Genomic DNA, 19,804 nt, shown 5'->3' on the forward strand with positions numbered 1-19,804 from the left:
CTACTTCGCAGCACCCGCCTCCCGAGGGCCCTCCGGGGTTCACCGCCCCTTAACCGCTGGGTCATCCGCCACTGGTGGGCTGGGAATCCCACGTGGACCAAGCAGAAAGACAACCTCAATGATGCGAAAACTTGCCGCAACGCTCTCCGTGGTTGCTCTGGCCGTCACTGGCATGCTCAGCGCCGGCTTATCTGCCACTGCCGCCGAGGACGAGGTGAAAAGGACCGGGCTTAGCGATCTCCGGGTCATGTCCTACAACATCCACCACGGTGCCAGCGGCGATGACGTGCTCGACCTGGACCGGATTGCGGAGGAGATCGAATCCAGTGGCGCGCAGATCGTCGGCCTCCAGGAAGTGGACAGGCACTGGTCCGCGCGCAGCAATTACCAGGACCAGGCCGCGTGGCTCGCTGAGCGCCTCGACATGCACTATGCCTACGCAGCGAACCTTGACCTTGGCCCGGAACCGGGACGTACTGACCGGCGGCAGTACGGCACGGCCGTCCTCAGCAAATACCCAATTCTCAGTTCGCAAAACCACCTGCTCACCAACATCCAGTACGCAGAGAAGCCGACAGAGCAAAGGGGCCTGCTGGAAACGGTCATCAATGTCGAGGGCAACCACATCGGCTTTTACAACACGCACCTGGACCACCGCCGGAGCGAGCAGCGCCAACTGCAGGTCAAGGAAATCCTGGACATCACATCCGAATCCGCCCGTCCCTCGTTACTCGTGGGTGACCTGAACGCCGTTCCGGCCTCCACCGAGATGCAGCAGCTTATGACACGCTTCACGGACGTTTTCGCAGCGCTCGGCCAGGACCAGGCCTACACGATGCCGGTGGAGAATCCTGACCGGCGGATCGACTACATCCTCGGCAGCGGTGACATCCAGCCTCGTTCCGCAGAGGTCATCAGCAGCATGGCGTCCGACCACCTGCCAATCGTCGCCGACGTTTCGGTGGCACAGAAGCCGAACGGCCTGGTGCGCTAACAACGGGTTGCATGGCAGGGCCACGACGATCGCCGGTGGTGTGGACGACCGTGCCACCGGGCGTTTCCGCTTGTGGGTGCGGCGCCCATGCTAACGCTGTGACAGCATAGGACCATGCGTTCATTCATTGGCCGGGTCCTTATCAACGCACTCGCTTTGTGGATTGCCAGCTGGGTTCTTCCCGGCTTGGACATCACCACCTCGGCCGCCACAGACGCGGTAGCCAAAACCGGTGTTGAAGAAGGAACGGACGTGGCAGGAACTACCCTGGCGTACTTGTTCATCGGCCTGATCTTCGGATTAGTCAATGCGTTTATCCGCCCCTTGGTGAGTTTCCTGTCCCTCCCGATCACCATCCTGACGCTGGGCCTCTTTACCATCGTCATCAGCGCCGCGATGCTGTATGTGACGTCTTGGATCAGCAGTTTCACGCCCGTGCATTTCACCATTGATTCGTTCTTCTGGACAGCAGTGCTCGCGGCCATCATCATTACCCTGATCTCGCTGGTGGCCGGGCGGCTTACCGGCATCCGCCGGTAGCCGGCACTCTCCCTTGCCGAACCCGGCGCACCTAGCGCCCGGCATAACCACGTGCTGGTTTTTTGTCATCAGCGGGAGCCGGGGCAGGACCCGGTGCCGGGGCGGCCTTCATCCGCGACAAGGAAAACCGGGTGGCCGTGGCGCCGCCTCCCGTGCCGAGTATGGCGCCCAGAGCGGCGGTGGACTCCACAAGCGAAGGGTCGCCACTATGTGACACCAGCCGGGCACCGTCCTGGTAGGTGCTGAGCGCGTGGCCGGGTCCGATCCCGCCCTCCCCCTCCGCGACCCTTGGGGTGTTGGTCAGGGTAACTGTCACACGGTCCTTCGTGTCCGGATTAGGCGCCCCGTCCGAACCCGGCACCCAGTCGCCACGGTGCTCAAGATGCAGCGACTGCACCCCCGGCACGGGAGTGATCCCAGCCACGGGGGAACCGGCGGTCAGGACATACTGAAGGTCGTAGTTGCCGAGGAAACGGGGATCCGCTGCGAGGTTCATGGCATGGATGCCGCCCTGGCTGTAACCTACTGCCACCACGGCAGATCCGTGCTCCGCCCCAGCTGCCTGGAGGGCCTGGAGCGTCGCAACGCTCACTTCGTCGGAGTTGTACACCATTGCCTCCGCTATGCCCACCTCATCAAACGGGTTCTCCCCACCGGCGCCGTAAAGGGCAGGCTGGGTGCCCGGCACCAAAAGCACATACGCTTTGTTGCCGCCATTGGAGATTTCGACAATCTCAATAAATCCTGCACCCCGCGCATCCAATTGCCGGATGCGCTCAAGCAGGCCGGCCGGAGAGGAGTCCAGGTCCACTTGCACTGACTCTTCCTGATGCACGGCCAAGGGGCGGCTGAAGACACCGGCCTGCTCTAGAGCGTCGCAAGCCCAGGGTTCCATCTCAGCCCGCCGCTTCACATCTGCGGCCTGAAGACCAAGACTGGCCACGATGGTTTCCGTCATCTTGCCGTCGGGGAAGCGGGTGGCGGCTATATCGGTCATGGAATGATGGATATCTTCGAAGCTGACTATTCCAAGCGACCGCGCAGCGCCCGCCAACCACTCCGCCATTTCATACTCGTGCTTGGAAGCCCGGACCTGGCTGCTGATGCGCTGCAGTTCGGTCCGGACCGCCCGGACGCTCCGCTCGGCTTCCCCCACCGCTGTCAGGGCCATGGTTCCCGTCCACCTGGGCAGGTCCTGGTAAGGAGTGAGGTCCTCCCAGATGCGGCGGACCTCAACCTCGATCCCGGCCAGCCTGCCTGCGAGGCCATCCAGCTTCTCGGCACCTCCGGCGAGCTCCTCCAGCTGGAAGCTGATACCGCCCACACCTCCCCGGATGGCCAGGGCTCCATCGTCTGCCGGCCCGGAAACCCGGATGGGGCCGCCGCTGCCTGAAGGGGTAGCCTCGGCCATTACGGCGTGCCGCCGTAGGAACAGGCAGCCACCAAGGTCTCCTGGCTGTGCCTGGCCACGGCGGACCTTGCCTCAACAAGGGATTCGAGCGAACGGCGCAGGGCAGCGGCCTGGAGTGATACAGAGTCCCGGTATGCCCGGCCAGCCGGTGATTCCCACTGCAGCAACTGGATATCCCTGAACCCTGCAAGGACTTCCTCTGCGCCGACCAGGCAGGCCGCCACGCGATCCGCCAGCTGGTCCACCTGGGAAGCGCGCAGCATGCCCGCCCGCAGGTCGGTGCCTGCCAGTTCGCTGCTCATTGTCCTTCCCACCACACCTTTGCCCGTTGCATCGATGAGTCCCCCGTTCCGCCCGGCGTTGCCCTTCCCTGCTCCGACGCTACGGAGGGACTGCCCCTGACCTGAAGAACCGCCGTCGGCTATGTGGACAAGTAACGCGGAGGCAGCCGCTTAAGGGGCTGCCGGACTTCGTGAAAGAATCAGCACATGCCTGAAACTGCCGCCACAGCTGACACCCGTACGCCCTCAGGACGCCTGGCCCTTGCCGCGTCCCCGGAAAGAATTGCGCTCGGCCCGCTGGACGGCCGCTACCAGTCGGCTGTCGCACCCTTGGTTGACTACCTCTCGGAGGCTGCCCTCAACCGGGACCGCGTGGCAGTTGAAGTTGAGTGGCTCATCCACCTGACCAGCAACAGCGTCCTTCCCGGCGCCGGCCCGCTCACCCCGGAACAGCAGGAGCAGCTGCGTGCGATCGTCACCGAATTCGACGCCGCCTCCGTGGCCGAACTTGCTGAAATCGAAGCCGTCACGGTCCACGACGTCAAGGCCGTGGAGTACTACATCGGCCGGCGCCTGCCCGCCATCGGGATCGAAAACCTGACCGCCCTGGTCCACTTCGGCTGCACGTCCGAGGACATCAACAACCTTTCCTACGCCCTGGGCATCAAGGGGGCTGTGGAGGACGTATGGCTGCCCGCCGCCCGTGCCCTGGTGGCCCAGATCAGCAAGATGGCTGAGGAAAACCGGGCCGTTCCCATGCTGTCCCGCACCCACGGCCAGCCTGCCACCCCCACCACCCTGGGCAAGGAGCTGGCGGTCATCGCGCACCGCCTCACCCGCCAGCTGGACCGGATCGCCAAAACCGAATACCTCGGCAAGATCAACGGCGCCACCGGAACCTACGCCGCGCACGTGGCATCGGTCCCCGGCGCCGACTGGCAGCAGGTGTCCAAGTCCTTCGTCGAAGGGCTGGGGCTGGCCTGGAACCCGCTGACCACGCAGATCGAAAGCCACGACTGGCAGGCAGAACTGTACGCCGACGTTGCGCGCTTCAACCGCATCCTGCACAACGTCTGCACGGACATCTGGAGCTACATCTCCATCGGCTACTTCGCGCAGATCCCGGTGGCCGGCGCCACCGGTTCCTCCACCATGCCGCACAAGGTGAACCCGATCCGCTTCGAGAACGCGGAGGCCAACCTGGAGATCTCCAGCGGGTTGCTGGACGTCCTGGGCTCCACCCTGGTCACTTCCCGCTGGCAGCGCGACCTCACCGACTCCTCGTCCCAGCGCAACATCGGCGTGGCGTTCGGCCACTCCCTGCTGGCCATCTCCAACGTCGCCAAGGGCCTGGAGCGCCTGGATGTGGCCGAGGACGTCCTGGCCGGGGACCTGGACACCAACTGGGAAGTGCTGGGCGAGGCGATCCAGATGGTCATGCGCGCCGAGGCGATTGCCGGCGTCGAAGGCATGGAGAACCCCTACGAGCGGCTCAAGGACCTCACGCGGGGCCAGCGGGTGGACGCCGCCCGCATGCAGGAATTCGTGCAAAGCCTCGGCCTGTCACCGGAAGCCGAGGCCCGGCTGCTCGCCCTGACGCCCGGGAAGTACACCGGCATCGCGGAGCAGTTGGTGGACCACCTTAAGTAAAAGTACGACGACGGCGCCGGCACCGAAGGGGTCCGGCGCCTTTGTTTATGGTCATCCGGGCCCGCCGGGAGTGCGAAACTGGAACCATGAAGCTGCTGCTCATCCGCCACGGCCAGACTCCCGGCAACGTGCTGGGCCAACTCGATACGGCGCATCCGGGCCCCGGGCTTACGGAACTCGGCGAACGGCAGGCCGAGGCCATGGCCCGCTCGCTGGCGAACGAGCCCATCGGTGCCCTGTACGCGTCCACGCTGATCAGGACCCAGATCACGGCCGCACCGCTGGGCCGGGTGCACAGCCTGGACGTTGAGATACTGGACGGCCTGCACGAAATCGAAGCCGGCTCCCTTGAGAAGCTGACGGACCAGGAAGCCCACAAGCGCTACATGGGGACCGTCTTCTCCTGGGCCGCCGGGGACCTGGACCGGCGGATGCCGGCAGGTCCGGACGGGCACACATTTTTTGACCGTTTCGACGCTGCCATCCGCCAGGTTGTGGACCGGGCACTGGACCAGCGGCATGAAGCCGCTGCCGTTGTCAGCCACGGCGCGGCGATCCGCACCTGGGCGGGACGCCGGGCCGAGGATGCGGACCACGAATTCGCCGCGCGGCATGTGCTGGCCAATACCGGGATCGTGGCGCTGGAAGGCGATCTTGACCGCGGGTGGAAGCTTATCCACTGGGACGGAAGCCCGGTGGGCGGACTTTCCCTCGCGGACCCAACCGCGGAAGACCCCACGGGCCGGGACGTGGCCTAGGCCAGCTGGCGGATCCGCCGGGCCGGGAAAACCGCCATCCCGCGGCAGGGGATGGCCGCTTCGCCGGCGGGAACGGGAACGAGTCGAGCGGCCATGCCCGCCGCCTCCCCCGCCGTCGGACGTTCTCCGCTGTCCATGGCCGTCAGGGACCGGAGGAAGGAACACCAGCCGGGACCCAGGGACTCCGGCACTTGCGGACTGCGGAGGGTCCTGGCCACAAGGGACTCGATGGCAGTGCCGGGAAACGCCTTGGCTCCGGTGAGCAGCTCCAGCAGGACCAGTCCCATGGCGTAGACGTCCCAGGAGGCCCGCGCCGGCCCTCCCGATGCCTGCTCCGGGCTCATGTAGTGCACAGTTCCTGATGAGATGCCTGGTTCCGGCGCCGAGCCGGCAGGCGCCACGATGCCGAAATCGATGATGCGGACAGGGCTCCGCCGCAGGCCGCTCAGCATCAGGTTGGCGGGCTTGATGTCGCGGTGCACCAGCCCCTGCCCGTGCAGGTGGGCCAAGGCTTCGAAGAGTCCCCGGGCCCACCCCGCAACAACGTCGGGGTGGTACTGGCTGGTGCGGGCAGCCTCCGAGAGGCTGGGTCCCAGGGCAAGTTCCTCAACAAGGAAAGGGCGCCCGGCGAGGGCAGAGCTGCCGGGCACCACGCCCTTGCCGATGAACCGGACAATTGAAGGATGCTGCAGGGATGCCAGGATGGCCGCCTCGGTGTGGATCCTCTCAAAGTGTTTGGCTGACACGCCCACTGCCACCTTCACCGCCACATCGGCCCCGCCTTCGAGGTCCGCAGCGCGGAAAACCTGCGCGAGCGCACCGCGGCCCAGCAGGTCCCTGAGTTCGTAGCGTCCCGCCACCACGGGCTTGGCGGCGTGGAGTGCCGCAGCCGATCGAAGGAGCACGGGCGCGGTCATGCGGGGAGCGCCGCGGAATGTGCTGGGCCCGCCACTGTCCCGTCCTGCGAACCGTAGGCATAAGGGGACTGGATCCAGGCATCCAGCTGGAAACCGCACCCGCACCGCCACACGGGCGGCAGGTACACGGGGCGGCCGTCCTCGGCTTCGAAGGAATAGCCGACGGCGGCCGGCCCCACGGCGGGGGTGACAAGGTCCATGGCGGAGCCGCAGTGGGTGGCGGGGTCGCCGACGGCCGCGCCGTCGCGGGGCGATGGGTGGAAGGACGCGCTGGGCGGAAGGGGTTCCAACGGGAACAGCTCAGTAAAGGTAACCAACACGCTCACGACTCCGGTGTAAGGATTACGGGGAATAATCGTAAGCATACATATTGCTAGCCGGTCTAGCTAGCTAGCCTAGTTACTTTTCTTCGTGTTGCGCGCGTTGCAGGGCGTCGGTCATCCGCTCGAGGAACTTGACCACCACGCGCGCCTCCTCCGCCGTCAGTCCTTCCGCCACGGACATCATCTCCCGGTGCATGGCGCCGAGCGTTACGCGGACTTCCTTGTCAGACTCGACGGTGGGAACCACCACCACTGAGCGCCTGTCCGTGGGATGCGCCTCCCGGCGCACATGGCCGCTGGCCACAAGCCTGTCGATAAGGGACGTGGTGGAGGCGCTGGTGATGCCCAGGAACTGGCTGATGTCTTTGGGAACCACGGCCTTGCCGGATGCCTGGACGCGCAGCAGGTAGCGCAGGGCGAGGATATCCGTTTCGCCCATCCCCATGGAGTCCCGGGTGGACCTCCGGACGGCCGTTTCAGCGGTCCGGTAGTCCCGCAACGACTTCAGCACCGCCGCGCTGTAATCCAGTTGACCGTCCGGCCCATACCAATACCCGGAGCCTTCGTTACCCGTAGAGCGCATGGAATCATACTAGACCAGCTGATAACTAGACAGCCAAGTGACTTGCCCTGGCCGGCGTGAACGGGACGTTATCCCGGAGCTAACCGGCAAGAAACACCGGCGTAACGGCTGCCTCTTACTCTAGGTTTGCATAACCCTTCGGCGAATCGAGGCAGAATGCAGACCAACCCCCGCCTTAACATCAGGCAGGTCCCCTGGTCCAACCCCGTGGGCGCCGACCTGCGCCGGGCCCAGCAGGCCGAACTGGACGCCCGCTTCGGCACCCCGGACCACGAACCGGGGCCGCCGCCGTCGGGCGCCGACTGCGCAGTGTTCCTGGTGGCGTACGACAAGGGCTCGGGCCAGCCGGTGGGTTGCGGCGGACTGCGGATGCTGGACTCGACCACGGCGGAGATCAAGCGGCTGTACGTCCTTCCCTACACCCGGGGTTCGGGCGTGGCCAGTTCAATCCTGGCAGCCCTTGAGGCGGAGGCCTTCAAGCAGGGGATCACGCGGATCAAGGCGGAAGCAGGGTCGGCGCAGCCGGACGGGCGGAACTTCTACGAAAACTCAGGCTTTGAGGCAGTTCCGAACTTCGGACCCTACATCGGGGTTGCGCACTCCTACTGCTACGCGAAGAGCATCAACGCGCGCAGCGCAGCCCACACCGCCATGGCCTAGGCCGCGCCGGTCCCCTGCCGGATTCCCCGGCAGGGTGCGGCTGCGTCACACTGGGTGCGCCTGCGCTGCCTTCCGCTAACCTCGCCCTATGGAAACAGCAGACATCACTTTCCGCACACGCAAGTGGGTCCGGCCCGAGGACCTCAACGCGAACGGGACGCTGTTCGGGGGCAGCCTGCTGAAGTGGATTGACGAGGAAGCGGCCATCTACGCCATCCTCCAGCTCGGCAACGGCCGTGCCGTCACCAAGTACATCTCGGAAATCAACTTCGTCAGCTCCGCGGTGCAGGGCGACCTGATCGAGATGGGGCTGACCGCCACGCGCTTCGGCCGGACCTCCCTGACCATGCGCGCCGAAGTCCGCAACATGATCACCCGCCAAAGCATCCTCACCATCGAGGAGATCGTCTTCGTGAACCTCAACCCGTCCGGCAAGCCGGAGCCGCACGGGTACACCGAGATCACGTACGACCGGGACAGGATCCCCACGCACCACCTCACGGAGACCCTGAGCCAGGACTGACCGGGCAACTTTTACTGCCCGTTCACCCGCAAACCCCCGATCGTTTTCCCATCTGGACCAGAGTGGACAGCCGGGCTGTTTATCGAATCGATAGCCATAACAGCCGTGAATTCCGCATGCCCGGCGTTAGGCTTGCCGGACATGCTCCGATTCCAGTCCAGAAATGAGTCCTGATCGTGCGTAAATTCCAAGCTTTGGTCGCCGCCGCCGTCGCCGCCACCCTCCTTGCCGGATGCGGCGGAGGATCAGCTACCCCCGCCGCTTCGGGCGACGCCTCCTCGGCGCCTGCCGCCAGCGGTGAAACCCTGGTTGTCTACACCAACTCCAACGGCGAGGGCCGCGGGGACTGGCTGACCGCCAAGGCAGCCGAGGCGGGCTTCAAAATCGAGATCGTCGGTGCCGGCGGCGCAGATGCCACCAACAAGCTGATTGCCGAGAAGAACAACCCGATCGCCGACGTCGCGTTCGGACTGAACAACATGTACTTCTCGCAGGTCAAGGCTGCAGACGCCCTGGAACCCTACGAACCGGCCTGGGCTGGCGATGTGGACAAAGAACTGGGCGACGGCGAGGCCTACTGGCCCCTGGTAAAGCAGGCTATTCTCCTTGGCTACAACTCGGACAAGATCTCCAAGGACAAGGCCCCGCAGGACTGGACCGACCTGTGGACCAAGGACGAGTTCAAGTCGCGCTACGAGCGGGTGACCGGCCTTGGCACAGCAACGGCACAGCTCGTCTTTGCAGGGATCCTGAGCCGCTACCGGGACGATTCCGGCGACCTTGGCATCTCCGATGAGGGCTGGAAGCAGGTGGAGCAGTACTTCCAGAACGGCAGCCCGGCGGTGGCAAAGACGGACCTCTTTGCCCGGATTGCTTCCGGCGAAGTGGACATGGGCCAGATGCCGTCCTCGATCATCGCCGAGCGCGAGAAGTCCTTCAAGGTGAACGTCGAAGCAGTGGTCCCGTTCGTGGGTGTCCCCCTGGCCGTGGAACAGATCGCCCTGGTGAAGGGAACGAAGAAGGAGGAGCAGGCCAAGAAGTTCGTCGACTGGTTCGGCAGTGCCCAGGTCCAGGGCGAGTTTGCCAAGCAGTTCAACTCCATGCCGGTCAACAAGCAGGCCGAAGCCCAGGCAAACCCCGAGGTGGTGGACTTCTTCGCAAGCGTCAAGCAGCAGGACATCGACTGGGAGTTCGTGCGGGAGAACATGGGCGCCTGGGTGGAGAAGATCGAGCTCGAATACATGACGTAACCGGTCCGCTGCCGGCCCCGTCAACCCGATCCTCGCTTCCCCAGACAGGTTTGCCATGATCCGCTTGGACAACATCGAAGTTTCCTTTGGTGATTTCACCGCCATCCCCCACCTTGACCTGCACGTGCGCCCGGGGGAGTTTTTTACTCTCCTGGGGCCGTCCGGCTGCGGGAAAACGACGGCGCTCCGCACCCTGGCGGGATTCATCCAGCCCACCAGGGGTACGGTGCACGTGGACGGCAAGGATGTCACCCGGCTTCCCAGCGACAAGCGGCAGGTGGGCATGGTGTTCCAGAACTATGCCCTCTTCCCCAGCATGAGCGTGTGGGAAAACATCGCCTTTGGCCTCCGGGTCCGGAAGGAGAAGCCGGCGGACAGCGACCGCCTGGTCCGGGACATCGCGCGGCGGGTAGAGCTCAGCGATGAGCAGTTGTCCAAGAATGTGGCGGAGCTGTCCGGCGGGCAGCAGCAGAGAGTCGCAGTGGCCCGGGCGCTGGTGCTGCGGCCCAAGATCCTCCTGCTGGACGAGCCGCTGTCCAACCTGGACGCCAAACTGCGCCACCAGCTCCGGCAACAGCTCAAGGACCTGCAGAGCGAGTTTGGGATCACCACTGTGTACGTCACCCATGACCAGGACGAGGCCCTGGCCATGAGCGACCGTGTGGCCGTGTTCAACAAGGGCGTGGTGGAACAAGTGGGGACGCCGCAGGAAATCTACGACCACTCCGCCACTGAGTTCGTCTGCAACTTCATCGGTGACAGCTCGGCCCTGACGCCGGAATTCGTGGCCGAACTCAACCGGCTCGCCGGGGCGGACCTTAGCACCGATGCCAAGTCCTACCTTCGGGTGGAAAAGGCGTCCCTGGCCCGTGGGGCTGAAGGAGGCGGCGCCGTCGGACTTTCCGGCGCGGTAATCTCACGCACCTACCATGGCCTGCACAGCCGCTATGTGGTGCGCAGCCATGGCGCGGAGATCCGCCTGCTGGTGAAGGAGGACGGGGCTGCCCACCCGGAACCGGGCACAGACACCACGGTCTACCTCCAGCCTGGGCACGTCCTGCAGTACCACCCGGAAACGGGCGCCGCCCTTCGGCAGCAGGACCCGGCAGCAGTCCTGCCATGAGCGGCACCGGAGTCCGGAGCATGGCCCGCTCCCCGTTCGTCCTGGTGGTCGGCGCGGTCCTGACCTGGTTCATTGCGGCGTTCCTGGTATGGCCCAACATCAACGTCCTGATCGCCACGTTCTTTCCGGACGGCAGCTTCTCCGGGCGGGCAGCAGAAAAGCTCTTCACGTCCCAGCGGGCCATGAAGGCGCTCGGCAACAGCTTCCTGCTGGCGCTGGCCCTGTCCATCACCGTGAACCTGGTGGGCGTGTTCATCGTCCTGGTGACGCACTATTTCCGGATCCGGGGTTCGCGGATCCTGTTCCTGGGTTATGCGTCCACTTTCATCTACGGCGGCATTGTCCTTGCTGCCGGGTACAAGTTCATCTACGGGGACAAGGGAATCGTCACGTCACTGCTGGTGAGGGTGTTCCCCGGGATGGACCCGGGCTGGTTCTCCGGATTCTTGGCCGTCCTGGTGGTGATGACGTTCGCCACCACCACCAACCACATGCTGTTCGTGGCCAACGCGCTGAAGGGCATCGACTACCAGACCATTGAAGCGGCCCGGAACCTGGGGGCCTCAACCTGGACCATCCTCCGGCGGATCGTGCTGCCCATGCTCAAGCCCACCCTGTTCGCCGTCACCATCCTGTCCTTCCTCACCGGGCTGGGCGCACTGAGCGCCCCGCAGGTGCTGGGGGGCCGCGACTTCCAGACCATCACCCCGATGATCCTGACCTTCACCAACAGCCCCACCTCCAGGGACCTGGCGGCGCTGCTGGCGGTGATCCTTGGGCTGGCCACCATCCTGATGCTCGCCGTGATGTCACGCCTGGAGAAGGGCGGCACCTACTTCTCGGTGTCCAAGGTGTCCTCGGCCCTGCAGAAGCAGGACATCACCAACCCGGTGGCCAACGCGGTTGTCCACGCCGTGGCCTACCTGCTGTTTGCCGTGTACACGCTGCCGGTGGTGCTGATTGTCCTGTACTCGTTCGCCGACGGCGCCGCCATCCAGACCGGCCAGCTGTCGCCCGGCAGCCTGACGCTCGAGAACTACCAGCGGGTCCTGACCCAACAGTCGGGCCTGCGGCCGTTCATCGTGAGCGTGGTGTACAGCGCCCTGGCGGCGGTGATCGCCGTGGGCGGGCTGCTGTTTGTGGCCCGGCTGCTCCAGAAGTACAAAAACTGGGTGGCGTCGGTCTTCGAATACCTGCTCCACATTCCGTGGATCCTGCCGTCCGCGCTGCTGGCCCTGGGCCTGATCATCAGTTACGACCACCCCAATCCCCTGGTGGGCGGAGCGGTGCTCACGGGCACAACCGTGATCCTGCTGATCGCGTTCGTCACGGTGAAAATCCCGTTCACGCTGCGCATGCTCAAAGCGTCCTTTGCCTCCGTCAACTCCACGCTGGAGGAAGCCGCAGCCATCATGGGAGCCAAGACGCTTTACGTGTTCCGGCGGATCCTCCTGCCGCTGGTGCTCCCGGCCGCTGCCGCCGTCACCGCGCTGAACTTCAACAGCCTGCTCGACGACTACGACACCGCGATCTTCCTGGCCCACCCCCTGGTTCAGCCGCTGGGCCTGGTGATCAAGGCGAACACGGACGGCGCGGAAGGCGTTGACGGAGTCGGCAACACCTTTGTGTACACCGTGCTCCTAATGGTCATCACCGGGGTGACCATGTACCTCGTGTACGGACGCTCCAGCAGGGGCCGCTCCAAGCGGAAGCGGCTGCCGGCCGTTCCGCCCGCATCGCCGGTGCCGGGGCCGGGGCCGGGGCCGGGACTTCCCGGAAGGCCCGCCGCGGAGGATGCCGCGCAGCCGGCAGCTCCGGCGCGCTGATCAGCCTGCCGGACCGCTGACGACGGCGGCGCGTCCGTTCCGCCGTCGGGCAAGGTTGAGCAGGCGGTCACGGAAGGGCTGGGCGGCGTCCGCGAGGGCCACTTTCATGAGTGCCGCAGATGCGAGGCTCAGCGCCTGGGTGCGGAGCCGACGCCGGCGGTCGTAGGACCTGAGGGCTTCCCCAACCGGCCTCGTGTTCAGCAGCCCTGCGAGCGTGACAGCGTCCACCAGCGATTCGCAGGCTCCCCTGCCGAGGTTGGGCGTCATGGCGTGTGCGGCGTCGCCGACCAGGACTGCGTTGCCACGGACATAGGACGCCAGCGGCGGTGTGGTCCAGATGCGCTGGGCGAGTGAAAGCTCGGGGGTGGCTGCGGCAAGCACACTGCGGATGGCAGGTGCGTGCTGGGCAAAGTGGTGCCTCGCCTCCTCAAGGGTTGACGCGACGTCAATGCCGGCAGGACCGAGGTCGGAACGGTAGCTCGCGTACCAGTTTGTTCCCCCGGCTGCATTCGCCAGGCCGAACAGGTCGCCGCGCCCCCAGTACTCGCCCACGTCCGCAGGGTTAACCGGGGCAGGAAGGACACCGCGCACGGCGAGGTAGGGCGTAAGCCTGGCGGCAGTCCTTCCGCCCCAGATGCCCCTGCGGACGGCACTGTGCACACCATCGGCACCCACCACGATGTCCGCGCCGGACGGGACGGCATCCACCCGCCTGGTGATCCGGCTGACCGACTGCGGGACCGAGGCTCCGAGCAGGCGGAGGAGGTCAATCCTGGAAACGCCAAACATGTCGCCGCCGTTCACGGTAATCCACGGCTCGCCCGCGGCGTCCCGTATCGATCCGCTGCCGATCACCGGGCTCACGGCACGGGCCTTGTCGAGGACACCAACTTCTGCCAGCGCACGCTGGGCATTGGGCCACATAGCCAGCACGGTGCCCACTACCGGCAGCTCCGGCCGTTTCTCGATGACCGTCACCTCGAAGCGGTCCTCATCAAGGCATGCAGCGAGCGCCAGGCCCGCTATCCCTCCGCCAACGATCGAGATTGTTTCCATGCCGCAATTTTACTACTTTTGTAGTGGTTCGCTAGGGGCAATTACACTGGGGCCATGCCTGACCGCCGCACGGAACTGATGGATGCCGCCCTGACGGTGGTGGCGGATAAAGGAATGAAGGGTCTCACGCACCGTGCCGTTGACGCGGCGGCACAGTTTCCTGAAGGCACCACCTCCAACTACTACCGGAGCCGCGCCGCCCTCGTGGAGGCCGTACTGGAGCGTTTGCTGGAGCTGGACGCGGCACTCCTGGAGGAGCAGGGCCCGGCCGGACCGCCCCAGGACATCGAGGAGCTGGCAGACCAGCTTTCCAGGCTGGTGCTGGCCCTCGCCGAGCGGCAGGCGGGCCTCACCCGGGCGCGCATGGCCCTCTCGCTGGACCGGCCGGAGTCGGTGACGGCCGGGCATTTTCGACTGGTGGGCGGCCTGGAGCAGGCCCTCGCCGCTTTGGGGGTTGCGGACGCGTCCGCCCGGGCCCGGGACGTTGCGGACTACGGCGACGGCGTCCTGCTCCACCTGCTCACCGTCAGGCGGGACGAACAGCCCGACGCCGCAGCCATCGCCGCAGCGGTCCGGCGGCTGCTTGCGCCCTGAGGCCAAAGTCGCCTTCCACCCCCGGCACGACGGCGACCTGCCGCCTCAGCCGGCGCCAGCACCGCCGTCGTACTCCCGGGAGTCCTTGTCAGGGCTGTCCCGGCCAGCCGGTGTAGGCCTCGGCAAGGTAGGCCATGCCGTGCCTGGACGACACCACGGAGTTCAGCTCACCCAGCTGGCGGGCGCGGGAGAAGTCATCCGCGTCCGCAGGGGTGTGCAGCATGGTGGTCATCCAGTAGGAGAACTGCTGCGCTTTCCACACCCGCTCCAGGGCGCGGTCGCTGAACGCGTCCAGCAGGTGGCCGGACCCGGAGTTGTAGTGGGTGTCCAGCCCCTCGAAGAGCATTTTGACGTCATGGATGGCCAGGTTGAGGCCTTTGGCACCGGTGGGCGGGACCGTGTGGGCGGCGTCGCCGGCCAGGAACAGGTTGCCGTGGCGCATGGGCGTGTGGACGAAGCTCCGGAAGGGCAGGACCATCTTGTCGATGACGGGGCCTTCCTTGAGTTCAAACCCGTTGCCGTTCACCCGGCTGCGGAACTCGGCCCAGATCCTGTCGTCATCCCACTCCGCCACGTTCTCCTTTGGGTCGCACTGGAAGTACATCCGCTGGACCGTCTCGGTGCGCTGGCTGATCAGGGCAAAACCGTTCGCGGAGTTGGCGTAGATGAGCTCGTCCGCGCTGCGGGGGGCCTCGGCCAGGATCCCGAACCAGGCAAAGGGGTACTCGTGGAAGTACCACTTGCGGTGCGCCTCCGGGATCTGGAACCTGCAATGGCTGCGGGAACCGTCGGCCCCCACCAGGAAGTCGGCCTGGATCTCGAACTCCACGCCGTCCGCGTCCGTGAACCAGACCTTCGGCCTGCCCTCAAGGTCATGCACCGTGGTGTCCGTGACGCTGTACCGGACGTCCCCGCCGTCGGCCTTCCTGCGGGCGGCGAGGTCCAGGAAAACGTCCGTCTGCGGGTAGAGCCACACGGATTCGCCCACGAGGTCCTTGAAGTCCACGCGGTGGCTCTCGCCGTTAAAACGCAGCTCAATCCCGTCGTGCCGGTCGCCGTCGCGCAGCACGCGGTCCGAGACGCCGCTTTCCACCAGCAGGTTGACGGTGCCGTGTTCCAGGATGCCGGCCCGGACGGTCTCGGAGATCTCCTTGTGGCTGCGAACTTCGACGACACTGGACTCGATCCCGGCCTTGGCCAGCAGGTGGGACAGCATCAGGCCGGCCGGGCCTGCGCCCATGATGGCCACCTGGGTGGTGATGATCTTCCGTGGCATGGCATTCTCGCTTCGTTGCGGGGCCGCTGCCGGCCCGTGGGTGCTTCTGCCTCCAGTGTGCGCGCGGGCCGTTCAGCTCGGTACATCAATTCCGTTGAACGGAATCAAGATTCCTCCGCTTTACCGTTCCGCAAGCCTTCGGGCAATGCCCCTGGCAGCTGTCTGCAGGGCGGGCACCAGGGCCTGCAGGCGCATCTCCTGCAAGGGAACCACGACGCCGAGCGAGGCCACCGCACGCTGGCGCGGGTCAAGGACGGGGACGGCGATGCCCCAGGTGTCCGGATCCACAACGCCCTTCAGCTGCGCAAAGCCTTGGTGGAAGGTCTCGCTGAGCAGCATCCGGACGGCGTCGGTGCTGACCTTCCCTTCGGGGTCTTCGAACTGATCGAGATACAGGCTTTGCAGCAGCTTGTCCTGGTGCGCCATCAGCGCCAGGCCGGCGGACGAGGTGTGGACGGGCATCCGGCCCGCCACCTTTGCCCGGTTGGCGACCGAGCCGCGCCGGGACAGCCGCTCGACGAACAGGGCTTCCCAGCCATCCAGCACGGCCAGGTTCACGTTTTGGTTGAGGACCTGCTGGATATCCTCCATGAACGGCATGGCCGCCTGGCGCAGGGCAAGGGTGGGGGCGGTGCGGTTGACCAGCTCCCACAGCCGCAGGCCGGGCCGCACCAACCCTCCCGGAGCAGCCTCCAGCAGGCCGTGGCCGGCAAGCTGGCGGACCAGCCGGTGGGCGGTGGTAAGCGGTAAGCCCGCGCGTTCGGCGAGGTCCGCCAACTGCAGGGCGCTGACGTCCTCGGGAAAGGCGGAGATCAACCGGACAATCCGGTCCACCACCGAGTCACCCGAGGCAGAATTGGCCACCGCACACCGCTCTTCCGTTGAATGGATGGTACAAGCCTACCCATGCCCCGGTTCAGGTGGGCCGCGCGCCCCTGCCAGGCGCCGTCGTCGTGCGTTCCCTTAAGCGGCGCCACGCTCCGGGGGCAAGCACCACGGCAATGCCGACGACGGCCCCGATCACCGTCTCGACGATGCGGTCGCGGAGGAGGATGCCGGGCGAGGACGGGACCACCAGCAGCGTGGACACCAGTGCGAGCGGCGTGACGAAGACTTGGGCCAGCAGGTACTGGCGGATGATGAACATCTCGGCGCCGAACTGGCACAGGGCCATGACCAGCACGGTCTGCCACGGCTGTAGGCCCAGCACCAGGATCCCAGCCATCAGCACCAGCCCGAGCACGGTGCCGATGATCCTCTGGACGCCACGGCGGACGCGGTGCCGCGTGGTGTGCCCCACGAGCGGAACGACGGCGGCAACCATGGCCCAGTAGTTGTGGCCAAACCCGAGGCGGCTGCCTGCCCAGGTGGCAAGTGCGCCGGCCAGCCCGGCGGCCACCAGGTAGCCGAGGCCCTCAAGCCGGGCCGCACGCTTTTCTTCCGCGGTGCGACGGATGGGCCGCGGCCGCACCCACGGCGTGCGTCGGCTGGGCAGCACCCGTGAGGAGAAGCCGACCAGCAGGGAAAAAGCCGTGGTGGCGACGGCGACCAGCATGCCCTCCCACAGCGGCGGCTGGTTGGGGATCGAGGCAATGGCCGCGAAGGCGAAGATGTGGAAGAGGGATCCCGCGGGCCGCAGCCGGAACCAGGAAATGGCAACGGAGCAGCCGCCGGCCACCAGCGTGGTGGCAAGGACCAGGAGCCAGGTGGCGCCGGCGTCATCCAGCCCCCAAGCCGCACCGGCGCGGGCAGCGAGCGCAGCGAGGAGGATCACCAGCAGCATGAGCACGCCCGCCCGCAGCTGCAGCGCAAAACGGGTGCCGTGCGGTTCGCCGCGGCCGTAAATCCCGGTGAAGGCACCAAAGGACGCGAAAATGGCCAGGTCCAGCCGGCCCAGCAGCACCAGGGTGAAGAGCGGAACGAAGACGCCCACCGCGCACCTCAGGGCCGGCTGGTGGTCCTTATTGCCGGGAGCAATGCTGAACATCTCAGCGAGCAGCTTCACGTGGAATAGCGCCTTTCCTGCGGGACAGTGTGCCTGGGGAGGCCCAGTTTCCGGTTTGACGGGCGGCCGCGCTGACGTTCCTCCAGAATCCTACGCCCGGCACGCGTCGCGAAATCGGAACGGCCGGGCAACACCCCTGAAACAGCGCCGCGCAATCCTTGGACCATGAAGTCCCCTGCAAGGACCACCCCCGAGGCTGAGCTGAGTTGCGAGGTCTGCGGCCTGATGCCGGAGCCGACCCGGACGCGGCTGACCTTAGCCAACGTGGCCGTGATGCTTCCGATCGAGCTCCTGGTCCATGCCCTGGTGGTGGGCACCGAGCTTCCCTACCTGGCCAAGGTGCTGGTGCTGACTGTCACCGCCACCGTCCTGGTCATTTGGGTGGCGGAGCCCTCCGCCGCCCGGGTGCTCCGCGGCTGGCTGCATGCTCCGGCCCTGCGGCAGCGGCGGCGGCTCGCCGTGGCCCCCGCGTTGTGGCGGGCCCGCACCGTCCTGCGGGATGAGCCGGGATCATTGCAGAAGGTCACCAAGGCCCTGGCCCGGCTGGACACGAATATCCTGAGCATCCACGTGCACCCGGTGGCCGGCGGCGTGCTGGACGAGTTTGTTCTGTCCACGCCCGGCGACGTGGATGAATACCAGCTGCTCGAGGCGCTGCAGCAGGCCGGCGGTACCCGGTCCCGCGCCTGGCCCACAACAGCGCTGGCCATGGCGGACGGGCAGACGAAGGCGCTGAGCCTCGCGGCCCGGATCGCCGACGCGCCGGATGAGCTTCCGCTCGCGGTGGCGGAACTGCTGCGGGCACGGATCCTTTCCCCGTCGGAGGCGCTGTTGGAAAGGCACGACGCCGGCACGCGGCTCAAGATTCCCACGGCCTGGCACGGCCCCATCACCTTTGCGCGTCCCGGGGAGCCGTTCACCCCGGCGGAATCCGCCCGCGCCCACCGGCTGGCCGAGCTCGCCGAGATCCTGGCTCACCGCCCGGCCCCGGGCCTCCCCAGTTAGGTAGCGCAGTTCCGGGCGGGGGCTACATGCGGACGGTCAGCGCGGACGGGTCCATGGTCATCAGGACGTGCTTGCCCTGGCCTTCGTGGTCGCCGTCCAGCTGGTAGTCGTCGTTGTGCTCGAGGGTGATCTCCACGGTCTTGCCCTGGAAATACTCCACCGCCGTGTCCTTGCCGCGGCCCTTGCCGATCATCCCGGCAACCACGGAGAGCCAGCCCAGTTTTCCGTGGTGCGGGGCCAGCACGGCCACATCCAGCAGGCCGTCGTCCATTTTGGCTTCGGGGAAGATCTCCAGGCCGCCCTGGACCTTGCCGCAGTTGCCCACCATGACGCTGCGCACCCCGCGGTGCACGGCAGTCTTCCCGTCAATCACAATGGTGGCCTTCACCGGTTTGCCCGGAAGGTTGCGGATGCCCGCGTCCACATAGGCCAGCCAGCCCACTTTGTCCTTCAGGTCCTCGTTGGTGTCGGCCATAATGGTGGCGTCGTATCCAACCCCGGCCATGACCAGGAACAGCTGCTCCTTGTCGGGGTCGCTGCGGCGGGCCCGGACGACGTCGATCTTCCGCTCGGTCCCAATCAGGGCACCGGCCATGGCGCCGTCGTAGTCCGTGACGTCCATGCCCAGGTTGCGGGCCAGGAGGTTGCCCGTGCCGAGCGGGAGCAGGCCCATCGGGACGTCGCCACCGGACAGGACCTCGGCGACGCACCGCACGGTTCCGTCGCCGCCGGCCGCGATGACAATATCGGCACCCTGGGCGAGTGCTTCCTTGGCCTGGCCGACGCCGGGATCCTCCTTGGTGGTTTCGAACCAGAGCGGTTCGCCCCAGCCGTTTTCCACGCAGTGCTTTGCCACCAGGCCGCGCACGTCGATGTCCACGGGCTTGGCAGGATTGACGATGATTGCGGCGCGCTGGAGTGAAGTGGAGCTGTTGGCAGTCATGGCGTCCTTTGGTGGCGAATGGAAAGGCTACTTCTGAAAGAAGACTAGCCTGCCCCGCGGCGGGTTCGAAGCAGGCGGGCAGCGGG

The 19,804-nt window shown here is 66.2% G+C and carries 21 protein-coding genes; 11 read left to right on the forward strand and 10 right to left on the reverse strand.

Annotation, left to right across the window (positions count from 1 at the left end):
* Positions 1-118 precede the first annotated feature (118 nt).
* Both KTR40_RS18440 and KTR40_RS18445 read left to right on the forward strand, forming a co-directional pair.
* Positions 119-994, forward strand: a complete 876-nt coding sequence (locus KTR40_RS18440) for an endonuclease/exonuclease/phosphatase family protein (protein WP_228404708.1) — start codon at positions 119-121, stop codon at positions 992-994.
* A gap of 114 nt (positions 995-1,108) precedes the next feature.
* A complete protein-coding gene (locus tag KTR40_RS18445; protein WP_228404710.1) occupies positions 1,109-1,534 on the forward strand; it encodes a phage holin family protein in 426 nt (141 codons plus the stop codon).
* A gap of 31 nt (positions 1,535-1,565) precedes the next feature.
* Here KTR40_RS18445 and KTR40_RS18450 read toward each other — a convergent pair whose 3' ends face one another.
* Both KTR40_RS18450 and KTR40_RS18455 read right to left on the reverse strand, forming a co-directional pair.
* Positions 1,566-2,945 carry a hypothetical protein gene (locus KTR40_RS18450; RefSeq protein WP_228404712.1) on the reverse strand — a complete coding sequence of 460 codons (1,380 nt, stop codon included), beginning with the start codon at positions 2,943-2,945 and terminating at the stop codon, positions 1,566-1,568.
* The gene (locus tag KTR40_RS18455; RefSeq protein WP_139030946.1) at positions 2,945-3,247 is read right to left on the reverse strand and encodes a hypothetical protein; all 303 of its coding nucleotides are present in this window, start codon (positions 3,245-3,247) and stop codon (positions 2,945-2,947) included. Before KTR40_RS18455 ends, KTR40_RS18450 begins: the two co-directional genes overlap by 1 nt.
* Positions 3,248-3,433: 186 nt before the next feature.
* On the opposite strand from KTR40_RS18455, the gene purB reads away from it, so the two are divergent.
* Together purB and KTR40_RS18465 are read left to right on the forward strand one after the other, a co-directional pair.
* Positions 3,434-4,876 carry an adenylosuccinate lyase gene (purB, locus tag KTR40_RS18460; RefSeq protein ID WP_228404714.1) on the forward strand — a complete coding sequence of 481 codons (1,443 nt, stop codon included), beginning with the start codon at positions 3,434-3,436 and terminating at the stop codon, positions 4,874-4,876.
* A gap of 86 nt (positions 4,877-4,962) precedes the next feature.
* Positions 4,963-5,634, forward strand: a complete 672-nt coding sequence (locus KTR40_RS18465) for a histidine phosphatase family protein (RefSeq protein ID WP_228404716.1) — start codon at positions 4,963-4,965, stop codon at positions 5,632-5,634.
* Here KTR40_RS18465 and KTR40_RS18470 read toward each other — a convergent pair.
* From KTR40_RS18470 to KTR40_RS18480, 3 genes are all read right to left on the reverse strand, one after another.
* Positions 5,631-6,551 (reverse strand): serine/threonine-protein kinase, encoded by a 921-nt coding sequence (locus tag KTR40_RS18470; RefSeq protein WP_228404718.1) that lies wholly within the window; start codon positions 6,549-6,551, stop codon positions 5,631-5,633. The two genes, KTR40_RS18465 and KTR40_RS18470, sit on opposite strands and share 4 nt — an antisense overlap.
* On the reverse strand, positions 6,548-6,877 hold the full coding sequence (locus tag KTR40_RS18475) for a hypothetical protein (protein ID WP_228404720.1): 330 nt from the start codon (positions 6,875-6,877) through the stop codon (positions 6,548-6,550). The genes KTR40_RS18470 and KTR40_RS18475 overlap by 4 nt, the downstream gene beginning before the upstream one ends.
* Positions 6,878-6,950: 73 nt before the next feature.
* Complete coding sequence (locus tag KTR40_RS18480) at positions 6,951-7,457, reverse strand: MarR family winged helix-turn-helix transcriptional regulator (RefSeq protein ID WP_139030950.1); 507 nt, start codon at positions 7,455-7,457, stop codon at positions 6,951-6,953.
* A gap of 156 nt (positions 7,458-7,613) precedes the next feature.
* Here KTR40_RS18480 and KTR40_RS18485 point away from each other — a divergent pair, with 156 nt between their 5' ends.
* The 5 genes from KTR40_RS18485 (at position 7,614) to KTR40_RS18505 (ending at position 12,839) form a co-directional block, all read left to right on the forward strand.
* On the forward strand, positions 7,614-8,117 hold the full coding sequence (locus KTR40_RS18485) for a GNAT family N-acetyltransferase (RefSeq protein ID WP_139030951.1): 504 nt from the start codon (positions 7,614-7,616) through the stop codon (positions 8,115-8,117).
* An 88-nt stretch (positions 8,118-8,205) separates the two neighbouring features.
* Positions 8,206-8,640, forward strand: a complete 435-nt coding sequence (locus tag KTR40_RS18490) for an acyl-CoA thioesterase (protein WP_139030952.1) — start codon at positions 8,206-8,208, stop codon at positions 8,638-8,640.
* Positions 8,641-8,816: 176 nt separating this feature from the next.
* Entirely contained in the window at positions 8,817-9,890 is a 1,074-nt protein-coding gene (locus KTR40_RS18495) for an extracellular solute-binding protein (protein ID WP_228404722.1), read from the forward strand.
* Between the two features lie 55 nt (positions 9,891-9,945).
* A complete protein-coding gene (locus KTR40_RS18500; protein WP_228404724.1) occupies positions 9,946-11,013 on the forward strand; it encodes an ABC transporter ATP-binding protein in 1,068 nt (355 codons plus the stop codon).
* Positions 11,010-12,839 (forward strand): iron ABC transporter permease, encoded by a 1,830-nt coding sequence (locus tag KTR40_RS18505; RefSeq protein WP_228404726.1) that lies wholly within the window; start codon positions 11,010-11,012, stop codon positions 12,837-12,839. The genes KTR40_RS18500 and KTR40_RS18505 overlap by 4 nt, the downstream gene beginning before the upstream one ends.
* Here the strand turns inward: KTR40_RS18505 and KTR40_RS18510 are convergent, their stop codons facing one another.
* The gene (locus KTR40_RS18510; protein ID WP_228404728.1) at positions 12,840-13,895 is read right to left on the reverse strand and encodes an FAD-dependent monooxygenase; all 1,056 of its coding nucleotides are present in this window, start codon (positions 13,893-13,895) and stop codon (positions 12,840-12,842) included. It abuts the gene before it with no gap.
* 54 nt (positions 13,896-13,949) lie between these two features.
* Here KTR40_RS18510 and KTR40_RS18515 point away from each other — a divergent pair, with 54 nt between their 5' ends.
* The gene (locus tag KTR40_RS18515) at positions 13,950-14,489 is read left to right on the forward strand and encodes a TetR/AcrR family transcriptional regulator (RefSeq protein WP_228404730.1); all 540 of its coding nucleotides are present in this window, start codon (positions 13,950-13,952) and stop codon (positions 14,487-14,489) included.
* An 88-nt stretch (positions 14,490-14,577) separates the two neighbouring features.
* On the opposite strand, the gene KTR40_RS18520 is transcribed toward KTR40_RS18515, so the two are convergent.
* The 3 genes from KTR40_RS18520 to KTR40_RS18530 form a co-directional block, all read right to left on the reverse strand.
* Entirely contained in the window at positions 14,578-15,765 is a 1,188-nt protein-coding gene (locus tag KTR40_RS18520) for a 4-hydroxybenzoate 3-monooxygenase (RefSeq protein WP_228404732.1), read from the reverse strand.
* Positions 15,766-15,885: 120 nt separating this feature from the next.
* On the reverse strand, positions 15,886-16,629 hold the full coding sequence (locus KTR40_RS18525) for an IclR family transcriptional regulator (RefSeq protein ID WP_139030959.1): 744 nt from the start codon (positions 16,627-16,629) through the stop codon (positions 15,886-15,888).
* Between the two features lie 52 nt (positions 16,630-16,681).
* Positions 16,682-17,770, reverse strand: a complete 1,089-nt coding sequence (locus tag KTR40_RS18530; RefSeq protein WP_139030960.1) for an FUSC family protein — start codon at positions 17,768-17,770, stop codon at positions 16,682-16,684.
* A gap of 165 nt (positions 17,771-17,935) precedes the next feature.
* Here KTR40_RS18530 and KTR40_RS18535 point away from each other — a divergent pair, with 165 nt between their 5' ends.
* A complete protein-coding gene (locus tag KTR40_RS18535; RefSeq protein WP_139030961.1) occupies positions 17,936-18,775 on the forward strand; it encodes an ACT domain-containing protein in 840 nt (279 codons plus the stop codon).
* Positions 18,776-18,797: 22 nt separating this feature from the next.
* On the opposite strand, the gene KTR40_RS18540 is transcribed toward KTR40_RS18535, so the two are convergent.
* Positions 18,798-19,718 (reverse strand): diacylglycerol kinase family protein, encoded by a 921-nt coding sequence (locus KTR40_RS18540; RefSeq protein WP_139030962.1) that lies wholly within the window; start codon positions 19,716-19,718, stop codon positions 18,798-18,800.
* Between the last annotated feature and the right edge of the window lie 86 nt (positions 19,719-19,804).

This window comes from Pseudarthrobacter sp. L1SW (genome assembly GCF_020809045.1).
In the GTDB taxonomy this organism is placed as follows: domain Bacteria; phylum Actinomycetota; class Actinomycetes; order Actinomycetales; family Micrococcaceae; genus Arthrobacter.